Genomic DNA, 26760 nt, shown 5'->3' with positions numbered 1-26760 from the left:
ACTTCACTTGAGGAGTGCTCACGGTTTTCCCAAACGGTGATAACCCGCGAATAACTCACGGTTAAGACATCTGATCATTCAATCATTTAATAATGGTCAGATATCAGAATCCAGCTCGTCGTCAGACGGGCTATTGTCATTCTGCTCATCTGCATCTTCCCCTGCATCAGTCATTGTTTCAATTTCCACATTGACTGTCGCAACAATTTCAGAAGACCCATCAGATGAACTGTCCTGATTACCCTCGTCAGTATGAGGGTTGTAGTCGGTGTAGGTCAGCGTCAGGCCGCTTTCCATATCATCCAGTTCAGAGAACAGCTTTTCGATATTCTCATCACCTTCTTCCTGGAATACCTGGGCTTCTTCAACAGAAACCAGCCGACTGGCATTCCATTCGTTATCTTCAGCACCTTCTTCGGTACTGCTGCCCTCACTATCAAACTGAGAGGCTTCTTCACCAGCGGCAGGGACGATTGGGTTACCATCTTCATCGAGCGCCAGTTCCGGTTGTTCAGTACCACCTTCCAAGCCGCTTTCCAGTTTCTTGGCCATCTCATCAAGATCGCGCAGTTCAGAAAGCGGAGGCAGTTCATCAAGGTTACGAAGATTAAAATAGTCCAGGAACTGTCGTGTAGTCGCATACATCGCAGGTCTGCCGGGAACTTCCCTATGTCCAACGACTCTTACCCACTCTCGCTCCTGTAAGGTTCGCATGATATTAGTACTGACGCTTACTCCGCGAATATCTTCGATTTCACCTCGAGTAATTGGCTGGCGATAAGCAATCAAGGCCAGAGTCTCCAATAACGCCCTGGTATAGCGCTGCGGCTTTTCATCCCACAAACGCCCAACCCAGGGGGCCAGCTCCTGACGAACCTGGAAGCGCCAGCCACTGGCTATTTCCTTCAGCTCAAAGCCACGGTCTGCACACATCTCCGCAAGATCGGCCATTGCCTGTTTAAGCACAGGTTTGCTGGGACGGGCATTCTCGTCAAATAATCCGGCCAGATGCTCCAAAGTCAACGGTTTTCCCGCTGCCATCAGGGCCGCTTCAATAACCGGGATCAGTGGAGCTTCTGTTAAAGGCTCGACACTGAGTTCTTCATCCTGCTCTTCTGTCACAGCTTCCAGGTCGGAATCATTCTCTTCAACGGATTCAAGGCCTTCTTCCAGTTCAGTGCTGGCGGATTCCGGCATATCTTCCAACTCCATGTTATCTGTATCTGCACTCATTCCGCACGCGCCTTTACATGTATGGGTCCATAGGATTCCGTCTGTACCAGCTCAACCAGGGACTCTTTGATCAGCTCCATTACTGCCAGAAAAGTCACCACAACACCTAACCGCCCCTCTTCCAGGGTGAACAGCGTCACGAAGGGCACAAATGTGTCAGACTTCAACTTACCCAGCACCTGAGCCATTCGCTCACGGGTGGACAGCTGTTCTGCCTGAATATGGTGTTCTTCAAACATTTCAGCGCGTTTAATCACTTCCGACAGCGCCACCAACACTTCCCGAAGATCAATATCAGGATGCACCACACCCCGTTCCAGCACGGGCGGCTCAACCTTGATCGGAAATATTTCACGCCCTGTTCGGGGCATGGTATCAATGTCTTCTGCAGCCTTTTTGAAACGCTCATATTCCTGCAGACGGCGAATCAGCTCGGCGCGAGGATCTTCTTCCTCATCTTCCGCTTCCGTCTGGCGGGGCAGCAGCATTCGGGATTTGATTTCGGCAAGGGTTGCCGCCATCACCAGATACTCAGCCGCCAGCTCAAACTGGGAAGCCTCCATCAGCTCCACATAATCCATATACTGGCGGGTGATCTCGGCAACCTTAATATCGAGAATATTCATATTGTTGCGTTTGATCAGATAGAGCAGTAGATCGAGCGGGCCTTCAAACGCCTCCAGAAAGATTTCCAGTGCATCCGGTGGAATATAAAGGTCATCCGGCAGCTTCTGCAGTGGTTCGCCAAGAACCATGGCCAGTGGAAGCTGCTCTGGTGGCAGGTCTGCAGATGCTTTTTTATCTGCCGCTGTTTCTGTCACCTGAGATTCAGTATCAACCTGAAGCTGTTCCTCACCTTCCTGTGGCTCTGGTACTACAGCAACATCATCCTGGTTGTCTGTATCCATTTTGCTTCGATCCGTTCTATTAGGTTCTGTTGACGTAAGTTTGTGCGATCCAGTGGCTCAGAAAGCCGCTAATCGCAAGAAAGGCTTGTGAAGGTGTAGTGGCTCTACATCGAGCAAGTCTGACGCAGCGAGTGGCGGCTTTCTGGGCCACCCGCAGGGCGTCAGTGAGGCTTTCCAGCTCGTCGTTGCAGCCGTTCGAAAGACAACCAGTATTCCTTCACGTCTGCGTCTAGATCTGAAAAGCCTCACTGGCGCTGAATGCACAAACTTACGTCAACAGAACCTACTGGTCAACGCCATCCAAGCCCCATAGCGTCTCTCACATCCCTGAGAGTTTCTGCGGCTTCATCACCGGCCTTTTCACAACCTTCCGCAATAATATTGCTCACTTCATCGGGGTTGGCGGCCAGCTCATTGGCCCGCAGCCTGATGGGAGCCACCTCGGCTTCCACGGCATCAATCACCGGTGCCTTACATTCCAGACACCCTATTCCGGCTGTTGTACAGCCTTCGCAAACCCACTCCCGGGTTCTCTTGTCCGAGTAGACCTGATGGAAATTCCATACCGGGCAGCGATCCGGTTCACCCGGGTCGGTTCGGCGAATACGGGCCGGATCCGTCGGCATGCGCCGGATCTTATCAGCAATCACATCGGTCTCATCCCTGAGGGCAATGGTATTGTTCAGGGACTTGGACATCTTCTGACCATCGAGCCCGGGCATTTTTGCCACCGGTGTCAGCAGGGCATTTGGCTCCGGCAGGATAACCCGACCGGTTCCTTCCAGATAACCCAGCAGACGCTCCTGATCCCCCAAGGTAATATTTTGTTGCTCCTGGAGCAATGCCCTGGCTGTTTCCAGCGCATCAAGATCTCCGGTTTCGAGATAGCTCTTGCGCAGTTTCTTATAGAGATTTCCCTGCTTGCGCCCCATCTTGGCGATACCCTGCTCAGCCTTCTTTTCAAAATTCGGCTCACGACCATAGATGTGATTGAAGCGCCGCGCCACTTCCCGGGTTATCTCGATATGGGCTTCCTGATCAGCCCCAACAGGAACCTGACCGGCTCGGTAGGCAAGAATATCGGCACTCTGCAGCAGCGGATACCCGAGAAAACCATAAGTAGCCAGATCGCGTTCTTTCAGCGATTCCTGCTGATCCTTGTAACTGGGCACACGCTCCAGCCAGGATAATGGAGTCATCATCGACAACAGCAGATGCAACTCAGCATGCTCAGGCACCCGTGACTGAACAAACAGGGTTGATTGGCCGGGATTAATTCCCGCAGCCAGCCAGTCAATCACCATATCCAGAGCGTACTCATTAACCAGCTCCGGTTCGTCATAATGGGTGGTGAGTGCGTGCCAGTCAGCCACAAAGAAGAAGCATTCATACTCATGCTGGAGGGTCAGCCAGTTCTTCAAAACACCGTGGTAGTGGCCCAGATGCAGTCGCCCGGTCGGACGCATGCCGGACAGAACCCGCGAATCAGGGTCTGCTGCGTTCAATGATGGTCTCCCATAAGAAAAAAATCGTTCAGGAAATTATACCGATTCCAGCTCTATTGAATAGCAGGACTCTTACGTCATTTGATGACTCTATACTGAGAAAGATACTTTTGGATTGAGTGATTTATGCCTGCACCCGCATCAACCAGTCCCACATCAGCAATCACTGCCGGAATTTCCAGCGATAAAGCAAGCAACCCCGAAATCACGGTCGTTGGCACCATCGGCAAAATGGGAAGAAGAGAAGTTAGCCAGCTCAATCCCTCTCAACTAACAACAGGACTTCTGGGTGCAGGGCAAAAGAGCATGCCACTCAATCAGCGCCACGCCAGTTCAATCACTTCACCGGTGGGCCTGAGTCTGACAGATCAATCAAACCTCACAGCTCTGTCAAATATGGAACCACTACAGATTTGCCAGGGCATCCTGTCCATTGAAGGGTTTGATGAACTGAGAGCGTTGAGTCAATTACTGATCAACACCAGCCACAGAGACAACGCAGATATATCCAAAATTATTTCTTACCAGCTGACGCAACTGGAGAATCAAACAGACGTTGACTGATTATTGGAATAGATTTGGATCACCCTTCCCTTCACGCCAGACTTCTGCAGAATCATCAACCAGGCTGACAACAGTAGTCGGCTCCATTCCGCAGAAACCACCATCAATGATCAAATCCAGCTGATTTTCCAGGGTTGCTCGAATATCGTAGGGATCAGTCAGGGGAAACTCGTCTCCCGGCATATGCAGGGTCGAGCTGAGAAGGGGTTCGCCGAGTTCTTCCAGAAGAGCACTGACGATTTTATTATCAGGCACTCTGATTCCAATCGTGCGCCGCTTGGGATGCATGACCAGACGGGGTACCTGAGATGTAGCATTCAGGATAAAGGTGTAAGCACCAGGAGTGGCGGCCTTGAGGGAACGGTAAGTGCTGTTGCCCACCTTGGCGTAGGTTGCCAGCTCAGAAAGATCCCGGCACACCAGAGTCAGATTGTGCCTTTCATCAAGGTGACGAATCCTTCGAATACGGTTAACCGCTTTTTTGTCACCCAGCCTGCAGCCCAGTGCATAGGCGGAGTCGGTAGGATAAACGATCACTCCGCCTTTATCGAGAATGGCAACAGCCTGGCGAATCAGGCGCACCTGTGGGTTATCTGGATGAATCTGAAAAAACTGGCTCACTGGTGGTTCCGATTATTCAGCACCGGGATGCCCCCGGAGGCGGCGGAAGTATAAAAGAGTTACAGACCGTTAAGAAGTCAATCTAGCTGAATATATCAGGGTGGCATCAATGCCTATTTATTTTTTCAGGCATAGTTCTTGTTTAACACTTTAACCTGTGTCAAACAAGAACTACAGCAGCGCCAATACTGAACGACACCCGGCGGGCAACTCTCCTAAACGCCCCAGCTCGACATAGGGCGACCAGGGGCCATGGAAGTCACTTCCCTGAGAAGCACAGAGTCCATACTCATTACACAGAGCTGCCAGCTTCTCTCTTTCCCCCCAGGGCTGCTGACAGCCAAGGACTTCCATAGCCAGTCCACCAGCTTCAGAAAAATCCTTGATAAGGGCTTTCATTTTCATTCCGCTCATTCTGTAGCGCCCGGGATGAGCAAGAACAGGAACAGCTCCCCAGGAGAGTATGGCAGGAACAGCCTCTTTCAAATGAGGCCAGAACTGTTTGGCATTACCAATACGTTTGGCTCCCAGGTACTTTTTAAATGCCATATCAAAGCTGGACACAATCCCCTTCGTAATCAGCCATTCAGCAAAATGCGGACTACCAACCTGGATATCTTCATCATCAAGAACAAATTCTTCCCCGGCCTTCTTCTGAGCTTCTTTGGCCTGACCAAGAGCTCCTTCAAAACACTCTTCTGCTGTAAAATCCGTTAAACGTTGTGCCAGCTTTTCTGCAATGCGCTCACTGCGCTGACGGCGGGCTTTTTTCTGATTGTCCAGAAAAGCCAGGGCATCAGGGTTTTCCAGATCAATATTCAGAGCCACAATATGAATTTCCTGGTTTCCCCATAATGTTGAGAACTCACAGCCGGGAATCAGGCGGATTGACTCCGGTATTCCGTAATTTTGCAGCCAGCGAACACCGGCTACGGTGTCATGGTCGGTCAGGGCCAGACTCTCGACACCTTGTTCAATAGCACGTTCAAGCAGCTCCCGGGGAGAGAGTGCCCCATCAGAAGCGGTGCTGTGACAATGAAAATCTACGATCTGTGGCATGCTTGTCCTTTATCCTGACCCCGACTGGAATTACACTGTACAGCCAGACTCAACAGAATCTAACCAAAGCAGGGTTTAGGGTTTTGGCAATATTGTGGCCGAAACCCGGAAACAATATGAAGCAATTTATTGACTTTCTGCCGCTGATTATCTTTTTTATCGTGGCCAAAATGGACCCCAGAGAGGTTTCTGCCTTCGGTCAGACCTTTGAACTGGGTGGCATTATTTCAGCTACGGCTGTCCTTATCGCAACTTCAATCATTGTCTACGGCCTTCTGTGGTACAAGCAGAAATCCCTCGAGAAAAGCCAGATGATTACTGTGGTTGCCGTCCTTCTATTAGGGGGGATGACAGTTCTCTTCCAAGACGAAACCTTCCTGAAATGGAAAGCTCCGATTGTTAACTGGCTGTTTGCAACGGCATTTCTGGCCAGCCGGTTTATCGGCCAAAAGACTCTGATCGAGCGGATGATGGATCACGCCATGACTCTGCCGCCACCGGTCTGGTCCAAGCTGAATATGAGCTGGGTTATTTTCTTTGCCCTGCTGGGTGGAGCCAACTGGTTTGCCGCATTTATGATTCCCGGTGACTTCTGGGTCGACTTTAAAGTGTTCGGAAACCTTGGGCTGACGTTTGCTTTCGTTATAATCCAAATGCTGTTTCTTGGCCGTTACATCAAAGAAGATGAAGCCGAGAAATCGCCCTGAGGGAAAGTTTTTTTGAAGGGCGCCAACGGGCGCCTTTCTTTATGTATCTTTGTGGAACATGCAAAGATATGATATGAATTTCGTGAAGAAATTAACGGAGCACCGACCTTGAAACGCCTGGCCATGCTGCTGGCACTGTGTACCATGCCTCTTTTTGCCGCCGCTCAATCTGTTTACATCGGCGATACTGTTTATGTTCCCATGCGCTCCGGCCCTGGAAGCGACTACAGGATTATTATCCGTGCCCTGAAAACCGGTACGGAACTGACCCTGCTGGAGAAAGAAATTAACAACGGCTACTACAAGGTGAAATCCAAAAGTGGCCAGGAAGGATATATTCCTTCCCAATATATGATCTTTAATCCACCAGCGACCAACCTTCTGAAGTCTGCTTACGCGGAAAGGGATCAGCTGAAGCAGGAAGTGACCAGCCTGAAATCTCAGCTGGGCAATATCCAGAACTCTTCCAACTCCACCTCCCGCACTCTGCAAAACCGGGAAAACGAGCTGGCCAGCGTGAAAGAAGAACTGATGCGTATCAAGACAGTCTCTGCCAAAAGCCTCGAGATTGACCGCCGCAACAAGGAGCTGGTTCTTGCCAACGAACAACTGATGAGTGAACTGCAGACCCTGCAAAGCACTAATCAGCAACTGACTGACAGCACTGACCAACGCTGGTACCTTTACGGTGCAGGTACCCTGATTGCCGGACTGCTTCTTGGTGTTATCCTGCCAATGATAAAGCCACGCAAAAAGAACACTGGTTGGGCGTAATATCACTAACGATGCTGCTTTTGGCAGCATCGTTTAAATTTCAGCCAGACATACCTCTTTCGATATATTGATTCCCCCTCCTGCCCTTTACGTACAAACCGAAAAAAGCGATCATATACATCCCCTCAGGATTTGACTCCAGTCGAAAAAAGAAGTCCTGCCGGAGAGACGGTAAGGCCGATAATAACTACAACACACGCGGGGAAGCGCTATATGGATACAGCAACCAAGGTTGCCGATGTCACTGATTCAAAAAGCTCACCAGATAAACGATCCAAAGGGGAAATTATTCAGACGACAGGTCTGCCCAAAATGGGACGGCGTGAGTATGAAGAAGAAAAACGCCTCCTGCAGATTGAACTGGTCAAGATGCAGAACTGGGTCAAGGAGACTGGCGAAAAAATCCTGATTGTGTTTGAAGGGCGTGACGCAGCCGGCAAGGGCGGCACCATCAAGCGCATGACCGAACATATGAACCCCCGCGGTGCCAGGGTTGTTGCACTGGAAAAACCGACAGATCACGAACAGGGGCAATGGTATTTCCAGCGTTATACCAAACACCTGCCCAGCAAAGGTGAAATCGTTCTGTTTGACCGCTCCTGGTATAACCGTGCAGGTGTGGAACTGGTCATGGGTTACTGCTCCCGTAAGCAATATATGAGTTTTATCCGGGAAGTCGCTGACTATGAGCGCATGCTGGTTCACAGCGGCATTCATCTGGTTAAACTCTGGTTCTCAGTCACCCGTGACGAGCAGCATCGCCGTTTTGAAAAACGTCGCACTGACCCGCTGAAACAGTGGAAACTTTCCCCTGTTGATAAAGCCTCCATGAACAAATGGGACGAATACACCGAAGCTAAAATCCAGATGTTCCACTACACCGATACCCGTGATGCTCCCTGGACGGTCGTTCGGTCCGATGACAAAAAACGGGCCCGCCTGAATGCCATGCGCCACGTTTTAAGCCAGTTGAAATATGAAGGCCGAAACATGGAAATCATTGGCAAGACCGAACCCCAGGTTGTCCTCAGGGCCGAGCAGGATATTGAGTAAAAATCGAAGCACCCACAAAAATGCCGCTTCAATGAGCGGCATTTCTATTTATGAGTCCCGATCTATATGTCCTAACGAGCGCTCAGGGTCAATCCGGTCACGAACCCTGCGCTTCAGCTCCCGAATATCCGGAAAACCGCCATCGGCTTTTCTTTCCCAGATTTCATCCCCATTAACGGTGATCCGAAAAACACCTCCCGAACCAGGAACCAGCCTGACCTCCCCCAAGTCAGTAGTGAAAGTCTGAAGCAGTTCCTGAGCCATCCAGCCAGACCGTAACAACCAGTTACACCCTGTACAGTAGGTTATTGATATTACCGGACCTCGCCCTGTGTCTTCTCCTATCACAGACACTCTCCCCCACTTACAGTTACGAACAGCAGCTCCATCTTAACTCTTCTATGTCTTTGTGTAATCTGGATACTTATTGCGGAACCCTGGCTTATCCTGAGAGTCCATGATGCTGTCCAGTCTTGTTGGGAAAAATCATGTCCAGCGGAATAAAATTCAGTGCTTTTATTATTACCGGATTCCTTATAGCCGGCATATCCGTTCCGACTTTTGCTGAGCCCATGGTCTTCGGGGATGATACCCTTCGATTTGGCACCGAAAAGCCTTTTCGGGATGAAAGCGCTGATTTCTACGCGCGCACCCACTATGACACAGTGTCATTGGCAAATTCGGTTCAGCAGCTTACTGAAATCATTTACCAGCGCATGGGCAAGGTTCAAACCATCAGAACCGCATTGAAGCTGGAAGGTCACAAGGTCATTGAAGCGAAAATCATGGCTCTCAACCAGATCCATAATGACCTGACATTCATCCGTGCGGCCGGAGCCATAGGCCCCGATCAGCCATTTATCTTTCTTAACAAACTCACCAGAACATTTGCTTCATACATGGAAGGTATGGACTACTCCCTCAAGAACTCAATGGTGCTGCCTGTTTCAGCCACTGCCGTTTATGCCTATGCCGAAGAGATGTTCTATATCCTGCATCAGGTCAGCAAGTTGCTTCTTTATAACGTTCACTGGCACCAGCACTCTCTTCAGTTAACAAGGGTGCTGACACACCTTAAGAATATAAATAACAGCCTGCTGAAAAATGCCGATACCATCGGACTGTTACCCCAGGCTCTGGTTGATTTTGATGATGTTCTGACTGACAAGACTTCTGAAATCCAGGAGTACGGCGCTGATAGGGATGTTTTTCGGGCACTCTGGGTGCAAACACACCAGACGTTGAAAAAACGATACGTTAATAACTTCCTGAATAAGAAAGGACTGCCCCGGGACAGCTATCCAAAAGTGGAACACGGACGACAGCGCCCGGATTACAACGAAACGGAAACCAAGGGTGATAACTATTACCTTGATAGTGACTCCGCTTCGGGTTCAGCAGGAGCTATGCTTTTACCGTTCCGTTAATAAACTAACAAACTAGGCTGTATGCCTTTGCTCCTGAATATTTCCATAAAGGCGGGCGTAAAGCCCATTCTGCTGCAACAGTTGCTGATGCCCGCCTTCTTCACAGACAACGCCATTCTCAAAGACGTAAACCCTGTCAGCTTGTTTAATTGCACTCAAACGGTGGGCAATGATCAGGGTGGTACGTCTGCTTAGAAAGTCTGCCAGAGCCTGATGCAGGCGTAGTTCTGTTTCTGCATCAAGGGCAGATGTCGCCTCATCCAGAATTACGACCTTGGGGTTACTGACTATCATCCGGGCAATAGCCAGCCGCTGTCGCTGGCCTCCCGAGAGACGGATTCCCTGATTGCCTACCAGAGAGTCCAGGCCGAGTTCCAGCTCTTGAATCCGTTCTTTTAACTGCGCGACTTTCAGGGCCTGCCATAACTCATCATCGCCGACCTCTCTGCCAAGTGTCAGGTTTTCACGAACAGTTGTATTAAACAATGCAGGGTGCTGAAGCACTATAGCGATATGTTCCCTAATATTGTCTATCCCCGCACCAGACAATTCCACGCCGCCAATAGAAATCCGCCCCTGTAACAGTGGGTACAGTCCAAGAAGAACCTTGACCAGGGTTGATTTACCTCCACCGCTGGCACCAACAAGAGCCACCTTTTCACCCGGGGCGATAGATAGACTGACACCGTTAAGAACTGATTTGTCCCCATAAGAAAAGTGCACATCGTTAATATCCAGCCCGACAGTCCCATGCCGGTAAAACGGATCCTGCTTCAGGGAATATTGAGCTTCCTCTCCAAGCTGCAGCAGACCGTTAATTCTACCCAGGGCAGCATTGGCTGCATAAAGACCGTACTGCATGGACACCAGTTCATTCACCGGTGTCATCATAAACCAGAGATAACCGAATACCGCGAACATCTGGCCAATGGTCAGGTCGGAGAACACAACAGTTAACATGGCAGCTGCCCGGAAGAGATCAACGCAGACAACAAACAACATAAAACTGGATCGGGTGGCAGCATCATTACGCCAGGCAAAGTCACTGCCGGCATCCCTCACATTTCGGGCTTTGTCCAGAAGGCGGGCCAGATAGTGTTTTTCACGATTTGCCGCTCTTATCTGCAGAATGCCATCCAGAGTTTCCGTCAGTGCTTCCTGAAAAATATCAAAAGCTCTGTTTTCATATTTTTTCAGCTCTTTGATGCGTTTACCCAGGTTGGATGTCAGATAGATCACCACCGGGTTCAATATCAGAATCAGCAGGGCCAGCTGCCAGTGCAGCCAGAGCAAAACAACAGCCGTGCCTATCAGTGTCAGAGAAGCGACCAAAAGACGACTGACCGTAGAGGCAATAAAAACATCAATGGTATTGAGATCGGTCACAAACCGGGAAGCAACAGAGCCTGAACCCAGAATTTCATACTCTGTCATGGAGACACGACCGAGCTTTTTCAGCAAGCTCTGGCGAATTTTATAAACGATATTTTTGGAAATAATGGTGAACTGGCGTGTTTGCCAGATGTTGAAAAACAAAGTCAAAGCCCTGAGCAACAGCGTAACAACCAGAACAACGCCAACATACATCTGTGGCATGTGCAGGTTCTCAGGCAAAAACGATGAAAGAGTATTGACGATCACGCCAGGCTGCCCGAGCAATACCTCATCAACCAGCAGGGGAAGAAGAAGAGGCGTGGGCACACTGGTCAGTGTTGCCAGAACTGCAACAATATTGGCTGTTACCAGTTCCTTGCGAAATCCAAGGATAGTGTGACGAATACGTCTCCAGCTGAACACCTGAACTGGAGGGGAACTGTCGCTCAATTCAATATCCTTTGTCGTTATTATTCTTTCTGCTTATTTCATCATATCTATCAATTCTAACTCCGTCACCCGTCAGCTATTGATACCGGATTCGCGAAGCCCTTATAGTTTGCTCTCCTGCATTCCAGATAAAAATGATATGTATCAGGATCTACAAGAGCGCAACCGGCAGTTAAAACAACAGCCGCCGCAGCAAATAATTAACGACGTGTTGTCCACGGCCACCCAGCCTGTATTAACCACTAACTTTGGCCCCCATGAAGCCGCAATCATTCATATGGCTACCAGATGTTGCCCGGATATTCCGGTTATCTGGATTGATTCCGGCTATGGAACCCAGGCCACCTATCAGTTTGCCGACAAGCTGATTCGGGAACTGAATCTCAATATCCATATCTACCACCCAAAGTTCAGCCGTGCATTTCGTGATGCGGTTAAAGGTGGAATCCCCGAAGTTGATACACCTGAACATGATACCTTTACCGAAGAAGTGAAGCTGGAGCCCTTCAACCGGGCCATGCAGGTACATTTTCCTGATATATGGCTGACTGCCATTCGCAAAGAACAAACAGCATTTCGGCAAAATCTGGATATCCTTACCCAGACACAGGACGGTTTGCTCAGGGTCGCCCCACTCTTCCACTGGACAGAACTGGATCTTGAAGAGTACCTGGTTAATAACGATCTGCCGATTGAAGAGGATTACTTCGACCCCACAAAGGTTATTGGCCACCGCGAATGTGGTCTTCACACCACACGTTAATTTCTTCCTGATTAATAATTAAGAGAGCGTGATACAGCGTTAAATGCAACACGCTCTTCCCTTTGATACACCCTGCGACAGTTTCATACCAACTTATAAATTGTTGGCATTTCTGTCATACTAATGCTGCATAAACTGCACGCCCATGGAAACACGAAAAAAACAAAAGAGGATGCAGAAATGAAAACTGTTAAAATTAAAACCATCGCGTTGACCACTCTAATCGCCACTTCCGGCATATTTTCTGTCGACACCATCGCTGATACTGTTCTTTATGCACATCCAGGGCATGCGTCAGTGAAAACACAAGTATTCTTGGATGGCAAAATAGCTGAAGGCGCGCGCGTGCAACTATTTACACGTGAAGGAAAGCTCAAAAGCGAGTCTGTTACATCCAAATATGGCTATGCTAATTTTACCCAATTGAAACTAAGTGAGCCTGTCAAGCTAATCGCAACAACCGGGGATGGTGAAACAGATTCAAAGTGGGTAATGCCCATAGATAAAAACAGCCTGTAATGTCGTTACCAACGAAAAAAGCCCTGATGACCAGTCAGGGCTTTTTTTGTTCAGACAGAGTATCTGTCTGGTCTTTTACATCACAATCTTGGCAAGGCAGAGCGCGCCAACGATGTAAGAGACAACGGAAACCTGCTTGGTGTTACCAGTGAGCACCTTCAGGATAATGTAAGACAACATACCAATGATAATACCTTCAGCAATACTGTAGGTCAGAGGCATGAACAGAATGGTCAAGAAGGCCGGAATGGATTCGGTGTAATCTTCCAGATCAATCTGCTGAATCGGCGACAGCATGAACAGACCTACCAGGATCAGGGCAGGAGCCGTTGCAGCACCGGGAACCATCAGGAACAGTGGTGACAGGAACAGGGCAACAAAGAACAGGCCAGCAACTGTCAGTGCAGTCAGACCGGTACGTCCACCAGCAGATACACCTGCAGCACTTTCAACGTAAGTTGTTACAGTACTGGTACCCAGGCAGGCACCGGTGGTTGTAGCAATCGCATCGGCAAACAGAGCCTGCTTACAGTTAGGCACTTCACCGTTCTCATCCAGCATATCAGCCTTGGTGGATACACCAACCAGAGTGCCAACAGTATCGAACATATCCACGAACAGGAAGGTGAACAGGATGATCGCCATGTCTGCACTGAATACCTTATCCCACTCGAACTGGAACATGATGGGAGAGATATCAGGGGGCATGAAACCCTGGCTGAAATCAGGCATGGGTGTTACACCTAAAGGGATACCTGCCAGAGTGGTGACCACGATACCAACCAGCAGAGCTCCGCGCATACCCTTGGCCAGCAGGAAGCCGGAGAACAGCACGCCGAACATAGCCAGAACAGGCATGGGATCAGTCAGAGAACCTACGCCTACCAGAGTTGCAGGATTATCTACAACAATGCCAGCGTTCTGCAGGCCGATAAATGCGATGAAAAGACCTATACCACAGGAGACTGCCTTCTTCAGGCTGAGTGGAATACTGTTAACAATCGCTTCACGGATATTGAATGCGGTCAGAAGAAGGAAGATCACACCTTCCAGCAGAATCGCGGTGAGAGCCATCTGCCAGGAGTAGCCCATGCCGAGAACTACGCCGTAAGCAAAGAACGCATTGAGACCCATACCAGGAGCAAGTGCAAAAGGCAGTTTTGCCCAGAGCGCCATTACCAGGGTACCAATAATTGCAGAGATGGTTGTTGCGGTGAAGACGGCCCCCATATCCATTCCCGCATCCTTAAGGATTAACGGGTTAACTATCAGGATGTAGGCCATGGTCATGAATGTCGTGACACCGGCTATCACTTCGGTTTTAACATCGGTCCGGTGGGCTTTCAGCTGGAAATATCTTTCCAGTGCACTATCCGAAGCCATAAATTCCCCCCCTCATAACAAGCTTGATGTCGTCAATGAGAAATAAAGGCAGCTATCCCAAATAATCCATTAAATGAAGCAGTTACCCATACGTCAGCATAAAACTACCACGTAAGGTCAAAACGAATAAGGGCACGCAATAAAAGAGAGGAACAAAATTGACAATTTGCTGACGCACATCAAAAGAGCAGAAATTCGAATAATTTCTCCATTTTCATAATAAAAATGCGCAAAAGGATTATTTAAATATGAACAAACTAAGGAAAAGAGCAGTTACCAAACAAAACAAACAAACTAATAAATTAAATATAAAACCCTAATGAAATTGATTCCCATTCATTGTTAAAAAACCTGACCCTTTATTGAATCAGGTTATTAATTAACCTATTTACCATTCCCGCCAAGGCAATCAGGACTGTTAGGGTAACGCCTCTGAACTTCTTCCCACTCAGCTGGTGTATAAGTGTGAAGAGCCAGAGCATGAACACCCGCCTGCAGCTCTTCCGACAGGACTCCATACACCATCTGGTGACGCTTCACCGGCATCAGCCCGGTAAATGCCAGGCTGACCAGGACCGCCTTGAAATGGGACTCCGAGCCCGGTGGAACATTATGCCGATAGCTTTCATTCTCAAGCTTCAGATATTCCAGATCAAAAGCGCTGTGAAGTTTTTCCTCAATCCTGTTTTGCATTTCCACTCTGGGACAGACCTCAACAGTCAAACTCTCTGGAGACAATGCTAACACTTTCTCCCTTTAAAACCTCCAAAGGATACCAATACCCAGACTATTAATACGATTCGTAACTTCCCCAACACCCTGCACAACCGGAACCCCGTTAAACAGTACAGTTTCGTGGATATTACGGTGGCTGGTCCAGGTGTGCTGTGCTGCTATATCAACTTCCAGACTGGGGCTGTATCTGTAAGTTGCCCCAACAGAAAGAGCGCGGTAGTCATCAACAGCAAAGTCAATTGTTGCCGTATGGTTAGGTACCGGAGAGTCATCAAAGGCGACACCTGCCCTCAAACTCCACTGCTTTGATAACTGGTACTCTGCTCCCAAAGCAAAACGCCATGAGTCATGCCAGTCCATAATCTGCACTTCAGGCATATCAATGATCGTTCCCTTGACCCTGGGGTCAAACACCAGTTTATCAAAACTACTCCAGTTGGTTCTGGTTGCGTCGGCTTTCACTGACCAGTGAGGACTTAACTGGTAGATAGTGCTGAATGACCAGGTTTCAGGAATCTTGAGCTTAAGTTTGGCTTTCACATTGTCATGGTGGGGGGAGTTAAGTGCAGATGCCATATCACTTGAAAGATTCAGTTTCATTTTCCCTTCAAGCTCATGCTTAATTGGACTCCGGTACTCAAAACCAAATTGCCACAGCTCAGAGAGCCGATAATATAAACCTGCAATTATTCCAAATGAAATATTATCACCAGTTCCCCTGAAGAAACCGTCATCTTCAATCTCATCACTGAATACAACGGCCTTTTCGATAATTCCATCGGCATATTCAGTTACCAGACCAAATCCTGCAGAAACATGTGAATCAAATTTCCAGGCAAGTGCAGTAATAAAATTGACAGTTAGTAAATTACTTTTAACTGATTGATAACGTCCCAGCCAGGTTCTATCAAAATCTGTACCCGTTCCCCAGGGAGAATTAACACCAGCGCCAAACCAGAGCTGATCTGTTAAAGGCCGGGAATAATAAAGATCAGGAATATATTCAACGCCTTTCCAGGTTTTGTTATGTCCATTCACTTCCGGACCACTTTCCAGATGAACAGTACCTGCAAATTTCAAAGAGTGAGGAATGGCAATCAACCCGCCTGTCAGTTGCTGTTTCTCCAGCTGAGTTAAACCAGCCGGGTTATACCAGACAACACTGGCATCGGTGGCATCAGCAGTCCCTCCGGAAAAAGCATCTCCAAGGCGACGAACAGACATCTCATCAACAGAAATGCCTGCAGCGAAAACAATGCCTGACAGCAAACCACAAACCACACCCGTCACGACCGACAGCAAATGCTTCAACTGCATGAAGTCCCCCTTCCTGACCATTGATGTTTTTTAATTCGGCAATGGGTATAGGCAGGGTGAGAGAGTTTCTCAAGTCGATGCCCTGTACGGCTGGATTTCCCGGAGCTGTACTACACTGGCTGACCAGCATTGATTTCTAGCCAGGCACTGTCGATACAGATTTGATCATGCAGCGCCTATAACAATAAATATTCACGGGTTCCTCTGTACGCGTAAAAGCACAGAAAAACCAAAGAAGAGATAAAAAACCTGGAGATAATTATGTCAGCTGCTTCCCTGCGCAATATCGTGCTTAGCTGTTTTCTTGCTGCTGGAGTCAGTAGCGCCTGTGCTGACTCAGCCCAGAACATTACTGGTTACTGGGATATTCTGGATAAGAGTGGCAACCTGGATACCACCATTGAAATCTATGAATCAGGTTTTGTCGGGGTACTGGAAGGTCGGGTTGTGAAACTGCACCGCCCCCAGGACCAGGGAGCCATCTGCACCGCCTGCAGTGGTGAGCGCCACAACCAGCCCATTCTTACCATGAAAGTCATTACAGACCTGCAGTGGAACCCCAAGAAAAATGGCTGGTACGGTAATGGCCTGGACCCGGAGAGAGGATGGGAACCGAGGGTCAGACTGCGCCTGGAGGGTAATGAACTGAAAGTCTGCGCCCACTACAAGACCGATTTCATATGCCTGGATAAAGACAGCTGGACACAGAGACAGACAGATGAAACTTTCCTTAGCAGCCTTCCTGATTTTGCTAACCCCAAGGGCTAGGGAGGTTTGATTAAGAGGTGTAGTTTCTTTGGTAGGTCTCTTCGCCCATAGCTTTGACCTGAAACTCAATCATCCGTTCAAAGGACTGAATCATTTGACGGCACCCCTCAGCGGGGTGCCCGGCCTGTCCCAGACATGCTGCCACAGCCTCAACAGTCGAAAGGTATCCTGGCCCGGGGGCTTTACGAATACGGTATGAGGACAGTGATGACTCAGGAAGCGCAACCCTTGGAAGCTCAGTAAGTCGGGGAGAGAGATACAGCATCCGCTTGGATTTCCGCCAGGTTGCATCGAGCACAACCAGCAAGCCTTCACCATAGTTTCCCGAATGCCTGACCATCTCTTTCGGGGTAACAGCATCATCTCCAGGATATAAAAGCCATGTTTTTCCCTTCCACTTATCGAGAAGAGCTGCCAGCTCTGCCTGCTCGGAGAAGTCCTCATCTGTCAATATAAGAGAGTTGCTGATCCCTAAATTCACAATACGACCGGTGTTAACAGCGTGCTTTCTTTCGCGGGCTGTCTGCAGAATCACAATCTGAACAGGTGCTGAATACGAGCGCAGTCCATTACAGATACAGACAGATATTGGGCGCTCACAGCGCCCACAAACTTCCCGAGCCATGGATAAGAGATATCTTCAAAAAGTGCAGTATACCTTTTCCGGAGAAATTGTACTTTCAGGGGCTGGCTCTTTGCTCAACAAATTCCTGAGCTGCTTCTGCCTGTCTTTCCATATGAGCACCCACATGAGCATTCATATGGGCAAGACTCTGCTTCGCCTTCATCAGCATCACCGAGACTTTCGCCTCCCTGACAACAGCAAAACGGCGGGTATAACCATGGTAGGGAACCAGGTCGGACTGACTGTTCTCCCGCCATAACCCATGGTGACCCAGACGGTAGGTACCGGCTTCCAGCCGGGCTGGAGGTGTCCATTCAACACAGACATATCCCTGTGTTTTTCCATACCACTGGGGATGCCAGAAAAACCGTGTATCCCAGCTGTCGTCATTTGCCACCACATACCAGTGCTTGCGCTCATGGTCATATCTTTCAACAGTCAGAAAGGTATCAAGCTTACGAACAGCAAGGCGTGGATTGGAAGCGGTAAAACAGGCTTTCACAACCTGGCCATTCCATAACATATCAGGAATATAGGACAGCAGCTTTCCATGGTTTCTCTGCTCTCCACGGCACTGGATATCAGGTGCCTGAATATCCCGGTAATACATACTGAGATCTTCAGGTTCAAATTCGGAAGGAGGTGTCGTTCCGGGATAAGCCAGGTTAAGAGCCATTTTTTCAAAGGTCTGCTGATAGGCACCAAGAGTCCAACGGCCAAACAGTGTCGCTCCACCTTCATATAACTGTTCAAGGTACTCATCGGGTGTTGTGACATAAAGACTGTAATCATTGGCATAACCTGCCACAACAAGCTTCTCAAGCCCTGTTCCTTCTACTTCTTTTACAGCACTCTTCAGGCGATGACCGGCAATATAGGTAAACTCAGCGGGTACCCCCAGAAGACCCAGAGATCCGATTTTAACGATCGCCACCGGCAGTATTTGGGGAATCCATTCATGATTCATAACCTGTGAAGGGATACTGCCGCCAAGCAGTCCACTGAGCATGTGATTGATGTAATCAAACTTCTGCCGCCCCTCCAGCAACATAACTAAGGGCTTGGGAGCATGACAGTACTCAACCTCTGGCGTCACCCCGGTCAAATAACGGCTGACTGAACTTATTGGCCAATAGGTGCTTTTCTGCCCTTCTTTGAAAAACCAGTTATAGGGGCGCGGCCGACCATCCGGGCACCCCGCTGCAAAGGCATAACCTGTCGCAGGCGGGCATGTTGATATAGATTCAGCCAGTCCGGTCCACTGTCGCGAAATACTGATCTGTCCAAAATCTACATACTCATGCTGCCAGTCCAAAGAACCTGATAACTCTTCCGTCGCTGAGTGAAACAGCTGGCTACCCTTTCTGTATTGCCGCCCACCGATGATTCGGGCATTTTCCTCAGGATTTTTACCTGGCCCGGTACCATCAGCGTACAGATTTGGCGTCATATCACCCGAGTTGGTCTGGGGAAAAGCGGCAACAAATCCTTCTCCCTGCTCACCCTCCATCAACCATGCGGCATAACTTTTATTATCTCCACTGACCAGGCGATTGGTCATGGGAAAAGAGACACCGTGAGTGGCAAACCATCCGAGCATTCCTACCGGTTTGTCACCCTGTTCAAAGCGCATAACCACCATTTCAGGGTCAATGGATGGCATATGGGCCGCTTCCGGATTTCTCAGCCATGCCTTGATAGAACGGTTGGCATTGGCATTAAAAAGCTCCCCCCGGTTAATCAGAACCCGCCCAGGCTTCAAGCTGTCATAGGCAATGGAGATCGCTTCAACAATACCCTCAACCTGAGCTTCCCAGGCATCCCGCTCAAAGCCATGTGATCCCATGACAAAAAGAAAGTGAAAGCTCTGGCCACCAGGAGAGCTGTGCGTGTGATCAGCCACAATCAGCAGGTTACCGGCCTCAAAACTCTCACCGTACTTTTCTTGCAGGCGCGCCAGAACCTCCCGTTTGACATTGCCAAATGTCATCCCGGCGCTGATGCTGACAATGATAACTTTTTTGCCTTCACCCTGATCGGCCACAATAAATGCCCGCGCCCAGAGGCGGTCATGGATGCCTGCAGAAATCTGATTGCTGTCGGCATAGCCAATCATACCTACATCTGCTGCTGGCCCGGTGATATCGCTTTTTCCCACTCCCACCAGCCAGACAGCCAGAGTTTGCGGACAGAAAAAAATGAGCAATATCACAAGCGGTGAGCGCATTTTTATTCCTTCCTGGCAGATCAAGACAGCTGCTCAGTATAGAAGGGAATGAAAAACCTGCCGGTTCACTTCAGATATACATGTTCCACTCCAGAACTGTCTATTCTTCCCGCTACTACCGGTTTTTCTGCCTGCCACAGGGAGAACACACAATGAGACCAGACGACAACCGGCAGCTTGATTTAATGATTGAGCGTGTCCGTGATGCCCAGCGACAATATGCCCACTTTACTCAGGAACAGGTCGACAGAATTTTTCGCAAAGCCGCCCTTGCGGCCGCAGACGCCAGGGTCAGCCTTGCCAGGCAAGCTGTTGAAGAGACAGGGATGGGTATCATTGAAGATAAAGTGATCAAGAATCACTTTTCTTCAGAGTATATTTATAACAAATATCGTGACGACCGAACTTGCGGAATTCTTGAGGAAGACCCCACTTTTGGCATTATAAAAGTGGCCGAACCCATAGGATTGATTGCCGGGGTTATTCCAACGACAAACCCGACCAGTACCGCCATATTCAAAGCCCTGTTGGCACTAAAGACACGCAACGGCATTATATTCTCACCTCATCCCCGGGCTAAAAAATGCACGACTACTGCCTCACAGCTTGTACTGGATGCTGCGATTGCCGCAGGGGCCCCGAAGAATATAATCGGCTGTATTGAAAATCCTTCCGTCAATTTGTCCAGCCAGTTAATGCAGCATCCGGATATCAACCTAATTCTCGCAACCGGCGGCCCAGGTATGGTGCGCGCGGCCTACTCTTCTGGAAAGCCCGCTATTGGTGTTGGCGCAGGCAACACGCCGGTGGTAATTGATGAAACTGCCGATATCAAGCAGGCCGTCAACTCCATCCTAATGAGTAAAACTTTTGATAATGGTGTTGTCTGTGCGTCAGAACAGTCTGTCATCGTCGTTGATAGCGCCTACAAGAAGGTAAAAGATCGTTTCCTGAGCCACGGTGGCCTGGTGATGAAGAAAGCCGATGCCCAGAAAGTGGGCCAAATCCTTCTGAAGAATGGCAATCTCAACCCGGAAATTGTTGGCCAGCCTGCTGTTAAAATTGCTGAGCTGGCAGGGGTCAAGGTTCCTGCCGATACCAAGATCCTTATTGCCGAGGTCTCCGACACCTCAGAAGCAGAACCCTTCGCCCATGAAAAGCTGTCCCCGACTCTGGCACTGTACAAAGCCAGAAACTTTGATAAGGCCGTAACCATTGCAACAGAGCTTGTTGCCCTCGGTGGCATCGGTCATACATCAGTGCTTTATACCAATCAGGACAGCCAGCATCAGCGTATTGAAGATTATGGCAAAGTCCTGAAAACTGCACGCATACTGGTCAATATGCCTGCGTCTCAGGGAGCTATTGGTGACCTGTATAATTTCAAACTGGCTCCCTCTCTTACCCTTGGCTGCGGTTCCTGGGGAGGCAACTCCATCAGTGAAAACGTCGGCGTCAAGCACCTGATCAATGTCAAGACCGTGGCCATGAAACGAGAAAACATGCTGTGGCATAAACTGCCGGAGTCCATCTACTTCAATCGAGGCTGTCTTCCGGTTGCCCTTGAAGACCTGTCTGGATGTAAACGGGCAGCCATCATTACCGATGCCTTCCTTGCCAGCAGCGGTATGGCCAGCCAGGTAACATCATGTCTGCGCCAGCATGGCGTGGCAGTCAGAGTATTTCCGGAAGTGGAAGCCGACCCAACTCTGGCCATTGTTCGCAAAGGCGCAGAAATGATGCATGAGTTCAAACCGGATGCCATTGTTGCCTTTGGTGGCGGTTCTCCCATGGATGCGGCCAAAATCATGTGGGTCATGTATGAGCACCCTGATGCCAAGTTCGAAGAAGTGGCTCTGCGATTTATGGATATCCGTAAACGTATCTACCGCTTCCCCAAGCTGGGAGAAAAAGCCAAATTTGTCGCCATCCCGACAACCTCCGGCACCGGTTCAGAAGTGACCCCCTTTGCCGTGGTGACTGATGAGAAATCCGGCATTAAGTATCCGCTTGCTGATTATGAGCTGACACCAGATATCGCCATTATTGATGCTGACCTGGTGTTGCATATGCCTGCATCACTGACAGCCTGGGGTGGCATTGATGCACTGACCCATGCCCTTGAGGCGTATGTCTCAGTACTGGCGACCTCCTATACCGACGGGCACTGTCTGCAGGCCATCAGTATAATCTTCGAATGGCTGCGCCCGGCTTATGATGAAGGTGCCAGTAATCCCAAAGCTCGCGAGCAGATGCACAACGCTGCCACTATCGCAGGGATGGCATTTGCCAATGCTTTTCTTGGTGTCTGCCACTCCATTGCCCACAAGATCGGCAGTGAGTTCAAGATCGCCCACGGTCTCGCCAATGCGCTGTTGATCAGTTATGTCATCCGGTATAACGCGACGGATGTACCTACCAAGATGACAGCCTTCCCGCAGTACGACCGGCCGGTGGCAAAATGTCGCTATGCCCAGGTTGCCAACCATCTAGGACTGGGAGGAAGGGATAATGAAGCGAAGGTGGTTAACCTGATCAAGGCTATCGAGAAACTGAAAAAAGATATCGGTATTCCAGGCTCCATTCAGGAAGCAGGTGTTCCTGAAGAGCCTTTCCTGGCCAAGCTTGATGAACTCTCAACATCGGCTTTCGATGATCAGTGCACACCAGCCAACCCACGCTATCCGCTGATCACCGAAATCAAGGAAATTCTTCGTCGTGCTTATTATGGAGAAGACCCAACCAAGGAAATAACATAATGCAGTAGGGATGTTCTTACAGCCAGTAAACAGATTTTTCCAATTGCTCAACCAGCGTCGCCAGACCTTGTGTTGTTATGGGGCATGTGTTCGTGGTTAGTCGAGAGAAAGTCAGCTCATTGCCTTGTTCTTCACTCATATGATGAAAAACTGCCAGCGTAAGACCCTATTCCCTGGCACCCCCTTCTGGCGACCGTTTGTCTAAAGTGGCTATTGGTATTGCAACCGTTTCGCCTGACTTACAATTTGGAAGGAGCCGAAATGTAAAGCCTCTGCATCTCGTTTAAAAGTGGAATCCTTTCAGAAACCGAATCGTAATGTGTCTGGTTATGATAGTTGAGTGGCAAGATATGTTTTCTCCCCCAATTATTTTCAGCCGTCTTCAAATCGTTAATTATACGAGTCTGGATATCATATTTTTCGGGGTTCATTCTTCTAAAAAGAGGGCGCATAATGCGGGCTTGAGTGCGTGGCTTCTTTGAAAAGACGAAGCTATATCGCCATTCAATAGCAGGGTCAGCTCCAGCCTCCAAAAGAATCTTCACCACTTGTTCATGGCCTTCCTCGCTGGCAATAAACAGAGCTGTTACGCCATCACAGGTTTGGTTGAGATCGATACCTGCGGTTTGAGCAAGAATCTCGACCACCTTGACGTGGCCGTCGTAGCTGGTTCGATACAGAGGCGTTACGCCATTCCAGGCTTGGTTGAGATCGATACCTTCGGTTTGGGCAAGAATTTGCACCACCTTGTCGTGCCCTTCCTGGCTGGCAATAAACAGAGGTGTTGCGCCGTCCTTGGTTTGGTTAAGATCGATACCGTCGGTCTGGGCAAGAATTTTCACCACCTTGTCGTGGCCATTCTTGCTGGCCTGGTATAGAGACGTTGCACCATTCCAAGTTTGGTTGAGATCGATACCTTCGGTCTGGGCAAGAATTTTCACCACCTTGTCATGGCCTTGCTGACTGGCCATGAATAGAGGCGTTACGCCATTCCAGGCTTGGTTGAGATGTATACCATCTGTTTGAGCAAGAATTTTCACCACCTTGTCGTGGCCTTCCTGGCAGGCCATGAATAGAGGCGTTACGCCATCCTTGGTTTGGTTGAGATCGATACCTTCGGTTTGGGCAAAAATTCGCACCACCTTGTCGTGGCCGTTTTCAGCCGCAAGAAAGAGCCCAAACATCATGTTTCCTGACGCACCACTTTTAAAGTTTGCGTTCGGATCAAATCCATCCTGGCCAAGATAGTACTCAACAGCTGGCACATTTCCCTCCCGGCAAGCCGCAAGAAACTCGTGCTCTTCATATGTCATCTCTAGTTGTGGCTCACCTTTCCATCCTGAAGCCCTCGCGCTCCACGTTGCCAGGATGCTGAGGAAAAACAAGGGGTAGAAAAAACAAGATGGATGGACTCTCATGGCCCCATATCCTGGTTAGTTCGAACAGCCATTCTGGTTGACTTGCATATCTACTATACCCGCGCATTAACGATGCCTGATTTCCAGAAGCCTAATCGAGAATAGCGTCCGTAGCGAGAGGACGCTGATTTGGGTCAGTTTGCCAGTTTCTTACCATGAAAATGCCCACTGCATTTTCATTTTTCGGGGTGGGCATTTCCCGCTCATGGCTGTTTGAGGCGAATAGTAGTGCTATTTAACGATAAATAGCACACAAAATGGCAAAATTCAGCGTGCTCGCAGTAGGGTCTCTATTCTCGGTCAGGCTCCTGGGGGTTGCTTAATAATTCTTCGAAAAGTCAGATTAATCCTTGGGCCAACATCTCTGCTGGTCTTTGCCAGCTGGTGATGCCAATTCTCCTGTACTCCCTTTCCCATAACCAGGAGTGAGCCAGAAGGCAGATCCAACGTCATTGTTCGTGTTTTATCGCTGATATTGCGCAGACGAAACCTACGCACAGCTCCAAGACTCAGAGAAGCGATAACAGGTGACTTACCCAGCTCAGGCTCATTGTCGGCATGCCAGCCGTTGCTGTCGCTGCCGGTTCGATAGAGATTTACCAGAACAGAGTTGAAGGGCTCACCAGCTTCACTGGAAACCCGGTCACGTAGAGGTTTCAGAATGTCAGGCCAGGGGGAAGGCTCCAGCACCATACCACTGTATTGATATTGGGTTCCGGGATCACCAAACCAGGCCTGCAGGCGGGGAATGGAGTGGGTTTTGCCAAAGATGGTTATAACATCCTGCCGCCATTTGACCTTATCCAGTAACAGGTCAAAAAGCCTGTTTGCCTGATGTTCCGCCAGCCACTCAGGCCAATAACTTAACTGCCCCGGCGTAAGCTCAATAATTTCCGGTAACGACATGATTTACCCGAATCTCAGTATTCTTCAGGATTATCATACGTTCCGGCTACCATCTTCTAAAGAGGCGTTTTCTGAAGAAGAGCTGTCTCCTGCTGCTCTTCAATTCCAGCCTCGGCAAGCGTTTTCGCCTCTTCCAGCTCCTCACCATCGACTTCCAGAGCTACGGAGTATTCATGCTCATGGCCGCGAGATTTTCGGGACACAATATAACCGCAGAACTCCTTGATTCTGCTTGTTCCAACATGAAAGATAAACCGCAGGCGCTGGCCGGTTTCAAGAACTTTAAAACTGGAAAAATCGATATTAAACCCGAGAGCTCGCAGTAACCTAACTTTACCCAGAGACTGGCGAAGCCCGAGCAAACCGCTTTGGACAACTTCCAGTTTTATCGGAAACTTACTCTGCTTCTGGGCAGATTCATCCGTATCAGACATCGCTTACTGACACCACCTCAAAAAACAGCGCCATCATACGATTCCCCTTCGGTAATTCACTGTCCCCAATCAACAAAATCCAGTCTAGGCCGGAAAGTGGTAACAATACGCAGAAATCATTTTTTGGTAAAAAACAATAAACACGTGACTTATGTCAAAAAACAAGAGAAACAGAAATACTGTATTTTCATACAGCATATATGGAATAATATTCCTATGGAGCTCATTGCACCAACATTCAAATAATCTGAGGAACGCCAATGGCTGTTATACCCATGTGGCAGTGTGACCGGGACGGAAGCATGTTTGCAGATAAGAAAGCCGCTGAAGAACATGACCGTATGCTGGAGCTGGCCGACAACCTGACATCATTCCTTCAAAGCCAAATGACAATTTCTGATAATGCTGCTGAAGAAATTGGTTTATTAATGGCCCGTAATAAAGAAGCATTATCACGTGCATTTAAGGGGAAACCAGAAATGCTATTCGAGTTAATGTCTAATGATGAAGAAGCCGAAACAGACATCTAAAACAAGTGTTTAATAATTAAAATTATTAAACGCTTTAGATTATAAGTAGGCAAAATAGAACATCGTTTTGTTTTTGATATGCCCTGTATTAAACAGGGTTCAAAACATAGACTGATCTGGCTATCTGAAGATGCCTCCCACTCCAACATCTTTGGATGTTTTCAGGTAAATCCCTGCTTAGCCGAATGACATATGTCATTCGGCATTTTATTTTCCCCCTCAAATCAAAAAACAAACTCACCCTCAACTCCTAAACATTATCTTAATAAAAAAACCCGGGACAAGCCCTTCTCGCTTACGCGAAAGCGGGGAATTCAACCCAAAGAGATTAAAATCACCTCCAGAGGAATTAATCCTAAACGATAAGCACAGAAGGGAAATTAATAATTTCAACTTCATTTTCTTATATTGACCGCACAAAATAAAACAACATTCATTCAATTATTATATGACACAGCTATGTTAAAGATCTTTTCCTTGATATTTTGAAAAGTAATGAACAGTCTGATTCTTCATCTTCCTGAAATCGCCAGCATGGCTGTTGGTGTTTTTACAGGCTCTCTTCTTAATGGTGCAGCCGTAAAAACGGCTCTTGAGGTTAACAACGACCTGTTTCTTCTTGTTTATGGATACGATGTTTTAATGAGCAGCCTTTACCTGTTGCTTCTAATATCGTTTGCCCACCGCATTGCTTCGTTGCT

26 protein-coding genes are annotated in these 26760 nt (G+C 48.7%); 11 read left to right on the top strand and 15 right to left on the bottom strand.

Going from position 1 to position 26760, the window contains the following annotated elements:
• Nucleotides 1-96 precede the first annotated feature (96 nt).
• From scpB to M3P05_RS13465, 3 genes are all read right to left on the bottom strand, one after another.
• Nucleotides 97-1233, bottom strand: coding sequence for an SMC-Scp complex subunit ScpB (gene scpB / locus M3P05_RS13475; RefSeq protein WP_283777808.1), 1137 nt, complete (start codon nucleotides 1231-1233; stop codon nucleotides 97-99).
• Nucleotides 1230-2141, bottom strand: a complete 912-nt coding sequence (locus M3P05_RS13470) for a segregation and condensation protein A (RefSeq protein ID WP_332842017.1) — start codon at nucleotides 2139-2141, stop codon at nucleotides 1230-1232. Before M3P05_RS13470 ends, scpB begins: the two co-directional genes overlap by 4 nt.
• 290 nt (nucleotides 2142-2431) lie before the next feature.
• Complete coding sequence (locus tag M3P05_RS13465; RefSeq protein ID WP_283777807.1) at nucleotides 2432-3646, bottom strand: tryptophan--tRNA ligase; 1215 nt, start codon at nucleotides 3644-3646, stop codon at nucleotides 2432-2434.
• 126 nt (nucleotides 3647-3772) lie between these two features.
• Here M3P05_RS13465 and M3P05_RS13460 point away from each other — a divergent pair, with 126 nt between their 5' ends.
• Complete coding sequence (locus M3P05_RS13460; RefSeq protein WP_249700242.1) at nucleotides 3773-4210, top strand: hypothetical protein; 438 nt, start codon at nucleotides 3773-3775, stop codon at nucleotides 4208-4210.
• Here M3P05_RS13460 and M3P05_RS13455 read toward each other — a convergent pair whose 3' ends face one another.
• On the bottom strand, nucleotides 4211-4831 hold the full coding sequence (locus M3P05_RS13455) for an L-threonylcarbamoyladenylate synthase (RefSeq protein WP_249700241.1): 621 nt from the start codon (nucleotides 4829-4831) through the stop codon (nucleotides 4211-4213).
• A 171-nt stretch (nucleotides 4832-5002) separates the two neighbouring features.
• The gene (locus M3P05_RS13450) at nucleotides 5003-5890 is read right to left on the bottom strand and encodes a PHP domain-containing protein (protein ID WP_249700240.1); all 888 of its coding nucleotides are present in this window, start codon (nucleotides 5888-5890) and stop codon (nucleotides 5003-5005) included.
• A 116-nt stretch (nucleotides 5891-6006) separates the two neighbouring features.
• Here M3P05_RS13450 and ispZ point away from each other — a divergent pair, with 116 nt between their 5' ends.
• The 3 genes from ispZ to ppk2 all read left to right on the top strand — a co-directional run bounded on the left by ispZ (nucleotide 6007) and on the right by ppk2 (nucleotide 8424).
• On the top strand, nucleotides 6007-6597 hold the full coding sequence (ispZ, locus tag M3P05_RS13445) for a septation protein IspZ (RefSeq protein WP_249700239.1): 591 nt from the start codon (nucleotides 6007-6009) through the stop codon (nucleotides 6595-6597).
• 108 nt (nucleotides 6598-6705) lie between these two features.
• Nucleotides 6706-7371: a TIGR04211 family SH3 domain-containing protein gene (locus M3P05_RS13440; protein ID WP_249700238.1), complete on the top strand. Its 666-nt coding sequence runs from the start codon at nucleotides 6706-6708 to the stop codon at nucleotides 7369-7371.
• A gap of 213 nt (nucleotides 7372-7584) precedes the next feature.
• The gene (gene ppk2 / locus M3P05_RS13435) at nucleotides 7585-8424 is read left to right on the top strand and encodes a polyphosphate kinase 2 (protein ID WP_249700237.1); all 840 of its coding nucleotides are present in this window, start codon (nucleotides 7585-7587) and stop codon (nucleotides 8422-8424) included.
• Nucleotides 8425-8472: 48 nt separating this feature from the next.
• On the opposite strand, the gene M3P05_RS13430 is transcribed toward ppk2, so the two are convergent.
• Entirely contained in the window at nucleotides 8473-8772 is a 300-nt protein-coding gene (locus M3P05_RS13430) for a SelT/SelW/SelH family protein (protein ID WP_408635915.1), read from the bottom strand.
• 140 nt (nucleotides 8773-8912) lie between these two features.
• Here M3P05_RS13430 and M3P05_RS13425 point away from each other — a divergent pair, with 140 nt between their 5' ends.
• Nucleotides 8913-9851 carry a hypothetical protein gene (locus M3P05_RS13425; RefSeq protein WP_249700235.1) on the top strand — a complete coding sequence of 313 codons (939 nt, stop codon included), beginning with the start codon at nucleotides 8913-8915 and terminating at the stop codon, nucleotides 9849-9851.
• 12 nt (nucleotides 9852-9863) lie between these two features.
• On the opposite strand, the gene M3P05_RS13420 is transcribed toward M3P05_RS13425, so the two are convergent.
• Nucleotides 9864-11675 carry an ABC transporter ATP-binding protein gene (locus M3P05_RS13420; RefSeq protein WP_249700233.1) on the bottom strand — a complete coding sequence of 604 codons (1812 nt, stop codon included), beginning with the start codon at nucleotides 11673-11675 and terminating at the stop codon, nucleotides 9864-9866.
• A gap of 139 nt (nucleotides 11676-11814) precedes the next feature.
• Here M3P05_RS13420 and M3P05_RS13415 point away from each other — a divergent pair, with 139 nt between their 5' ends.
• Entirely contained in the window at nucleotides 11815-12438 is a 624-nt protein-coding gene (locus M3P05_RS13415; RefSeq protein WP_249700232.1) for a phosphoadenosine phosphosulfate reductase domain-containing protein, read from the top strand.
• Nucleotides 12439-12618: 180 nt separating this feature from the next.
• A complete protein-coding gene (locus tag M3P05_RS13410; protein ID WP_249700231.1) occupies nucleotides 12619-12957 on the top strand; it encodes a hypothetical protein in 339 nt (112 codons plus the stop codon).
• A 75-nt stretch (nucleotides 12958-13032) separates the two neighbouring features.
• On the opposite strand, the gene M3P05_RS13405 is transcribed toward M3P05_RS13410, so the two are convergent.
• The 3 genes from M3P05_RS13405 to M3P05_RS13395 all read right to left on the bottom strand — a co-directional run bounded on the left by M3P05_RS13405 (nucleotide 13033) and on the right by M3P05_RS13395 (nucleotide 16392).
• Entirely contained in the window at nucleotides 13033-14340 is a 1308-nt protein-coding gene (locus M3P05_RS13405) for an NCS2 family permease (RefSeq protein ID WP_249700230.1), read from the bottom strand.
• Nucleotides 14341-14724: 384 nt separating this feature from the next.
• Nucleotides 14725-15033 (bottom strand): BolA/IbaG family iron-sulfur metabolism protein, encoded by a 309-nt coding sequence (locus M3P05_RS13400; RefSeq protein WP_249700229.1) that lies wholly within the window; start codon nucleotides 15031-15033, stop codon nucleotides 14725-14727.
• Between the two features lie 63 nt (nucleotides 15034-15096).
• Nucleotides 15097-16392 carry an OmpP1/FadL family transporter gene (locus M3P05_RS13395; RefSeq protein WP_249700228.1) on the bottom strand — a complete coding sequence of 432 codons (1296 nt, stop codon included), beginning with the start codon at nucleotides 16390-16392 and terminating at the stop codon, nucleotides 15097-15099.
• A 261-nt stretch (nucleotides 16393-16653) separates the two neighbouring features.
• Here M3P05_RS13395 and M3P05_RS13390 point away from each other — a divergent pair, with 261 nt between their 5' ends.
• Nucleotides 16654-17160 (top strand): DUF2147 domain-containing protein, encoded by a 507-nt coding sequence (locus tag M3P05_RS13390; RefSeq protein ID WP_249700227.1) that lies wholly within the window; start codon nucleotides 16654-16656, stop codon nucleotides 17158-17160.
• 10 nt (nucleotides 17161-17170) lie between these two features.
• On the opposite strand, the gene M3P05_RS13385 is transcribed toward M3P05_RS13390, so the two are convergent.
• Both M3P05_RS13385 and M3P05_RS13380 read right to left on the bottom strand, forming a co-directional pair.
• Nucleotides 17171-17785 carry a tRNA-uridine aminocarboxypropyltransferase gene (locus tag M3P05_RS13385; RefSeq protein WP_249700226.1) on the bottom strand — a complete coding sequence of 205 codons (615 nt, stop codon included), beginning with the start codon at nucleotides 17783-17785 and terminating at the stop codon, nucleotides 17171-17173.
• 55 nt (nucleotides 17786-17840) lie between these two features.
• A complete protein-coding gene (locus tag M3P05_RS13380) occupies nucleotides 17841-20012 on the bottom strand; it encodes a neutral/alkaline non-lysosomal ceramidase N-terminal domain-containing protein (RefSeq protein ID WP_249700224.1) in 2172 nt (723 codons plus the stop codon).
• A 152-nt stretch (nucleotides 20013-20164) separates the two neighbouring features.
• Here M3P05_RS13380 and adhE point away from each other — a divergent pair, with 152 nt between their 5' ends.
• Nucleotides 20165-22771, top strand: a complete 2607-nt coding sequence (adhE, locus tag M3P05_RS13375) for a bifunctional acetaldehyde-CoA/alcohol dehydrogenase (protein WP_249700223.1) — start codon at nucleotides 20165-20167, stop codon at nucleotides 22769-22771.
• A 239-nt stretch (nucleotides 22772-23010) separates the two neighbouring features.
• Here the strand turns inward: adhE and M3P05_RS13370 are convergent, their stop codons facing one another.
• The 3 genes from M3P05_RS13370 to M3P05_RS13360 form a co-directional block, all read right to left on the bottom strand.
• Nucleotides 23011-24189 carry an ankyrin repeat domain-containing protein gene (locus tag M3P05_RS13370; protein ID WP_249700222.1) on the bottom strand — a complete coding sequence of 393 codons (1179 nt, stop codon included), beginning with the start codon at nucleotides 24187-24189 and terminating at the stop codon, nucleotides 23011-23013.
• A gap of 300 nt (nucleotides 24190-24489) precedes the next feature.
• The gene (locus M3P05_RS13365; RefSeq protein WP_249700221.1) at nucleotides 24490-25095 is read right to left on the bottom strand and encodes an alpha-ketoglutarate-dependent dioxygenase AlkB family protein; all 606 of its coding nucleotides are present in this window, start codon (nucleotides 25093-25095) and stop codon (nucleotides 24490-24492) included.
• Nucleotides 25096-25151: 56 nt separating this feature from the next.
• Nucleotides 25152-25529, bottom strand: coding sequence for a hypothetical protein (locus M3P05_RS13360; protein WP_249700220.1), 378 nt, complete (start codon nucleotides 25527-25529; stop codon nucleotides 25152-25154).
• 260 nt (nucleotides 25530-25789) lie between these two features.
• Between M3P05_RS13360 and M3P05_RS13355 the strand changes: the two genes are divergently transcribed.
• Nucleotides 25790-26059, top strand: a complete 270-nt coding sequence (locus M3P05_RS13355; RefSeq protein ID WP_283777806.1) for a YebG family protein — start codon at nucleotides 25790-25792, stop codon at nucleotides 26057-26059.
• A gap of 495 nt (nucleotides 26060-26554) precedes the next feature.
• Nucleotides 26555-26760: hypothetical protein (locus M3P05_RS13350; RefSeq protein WP_249700218.1), on the top strand; the 206-nt coding region annotated here is incomplete at its 3' end.

It is taken from the genome of Parendozoicomonas callyspongiae (genome assembly GCF_023502345.1).
In the GTDB taxonomy this organism is placed as follows: domain Bacteria; phylum Pseudomonadota; class Gammaproteobacteria; order Pseudomonadales; family Endozoicomonadaceae; genus Sansalvadorimonas; species Sansalvadorimonas callyspongiae.
The sequence above is the reverse complement of the archived record's forward strand: the minus strand, read 5'-3'. Positions and strand labels throughout refer to the sequence as shown.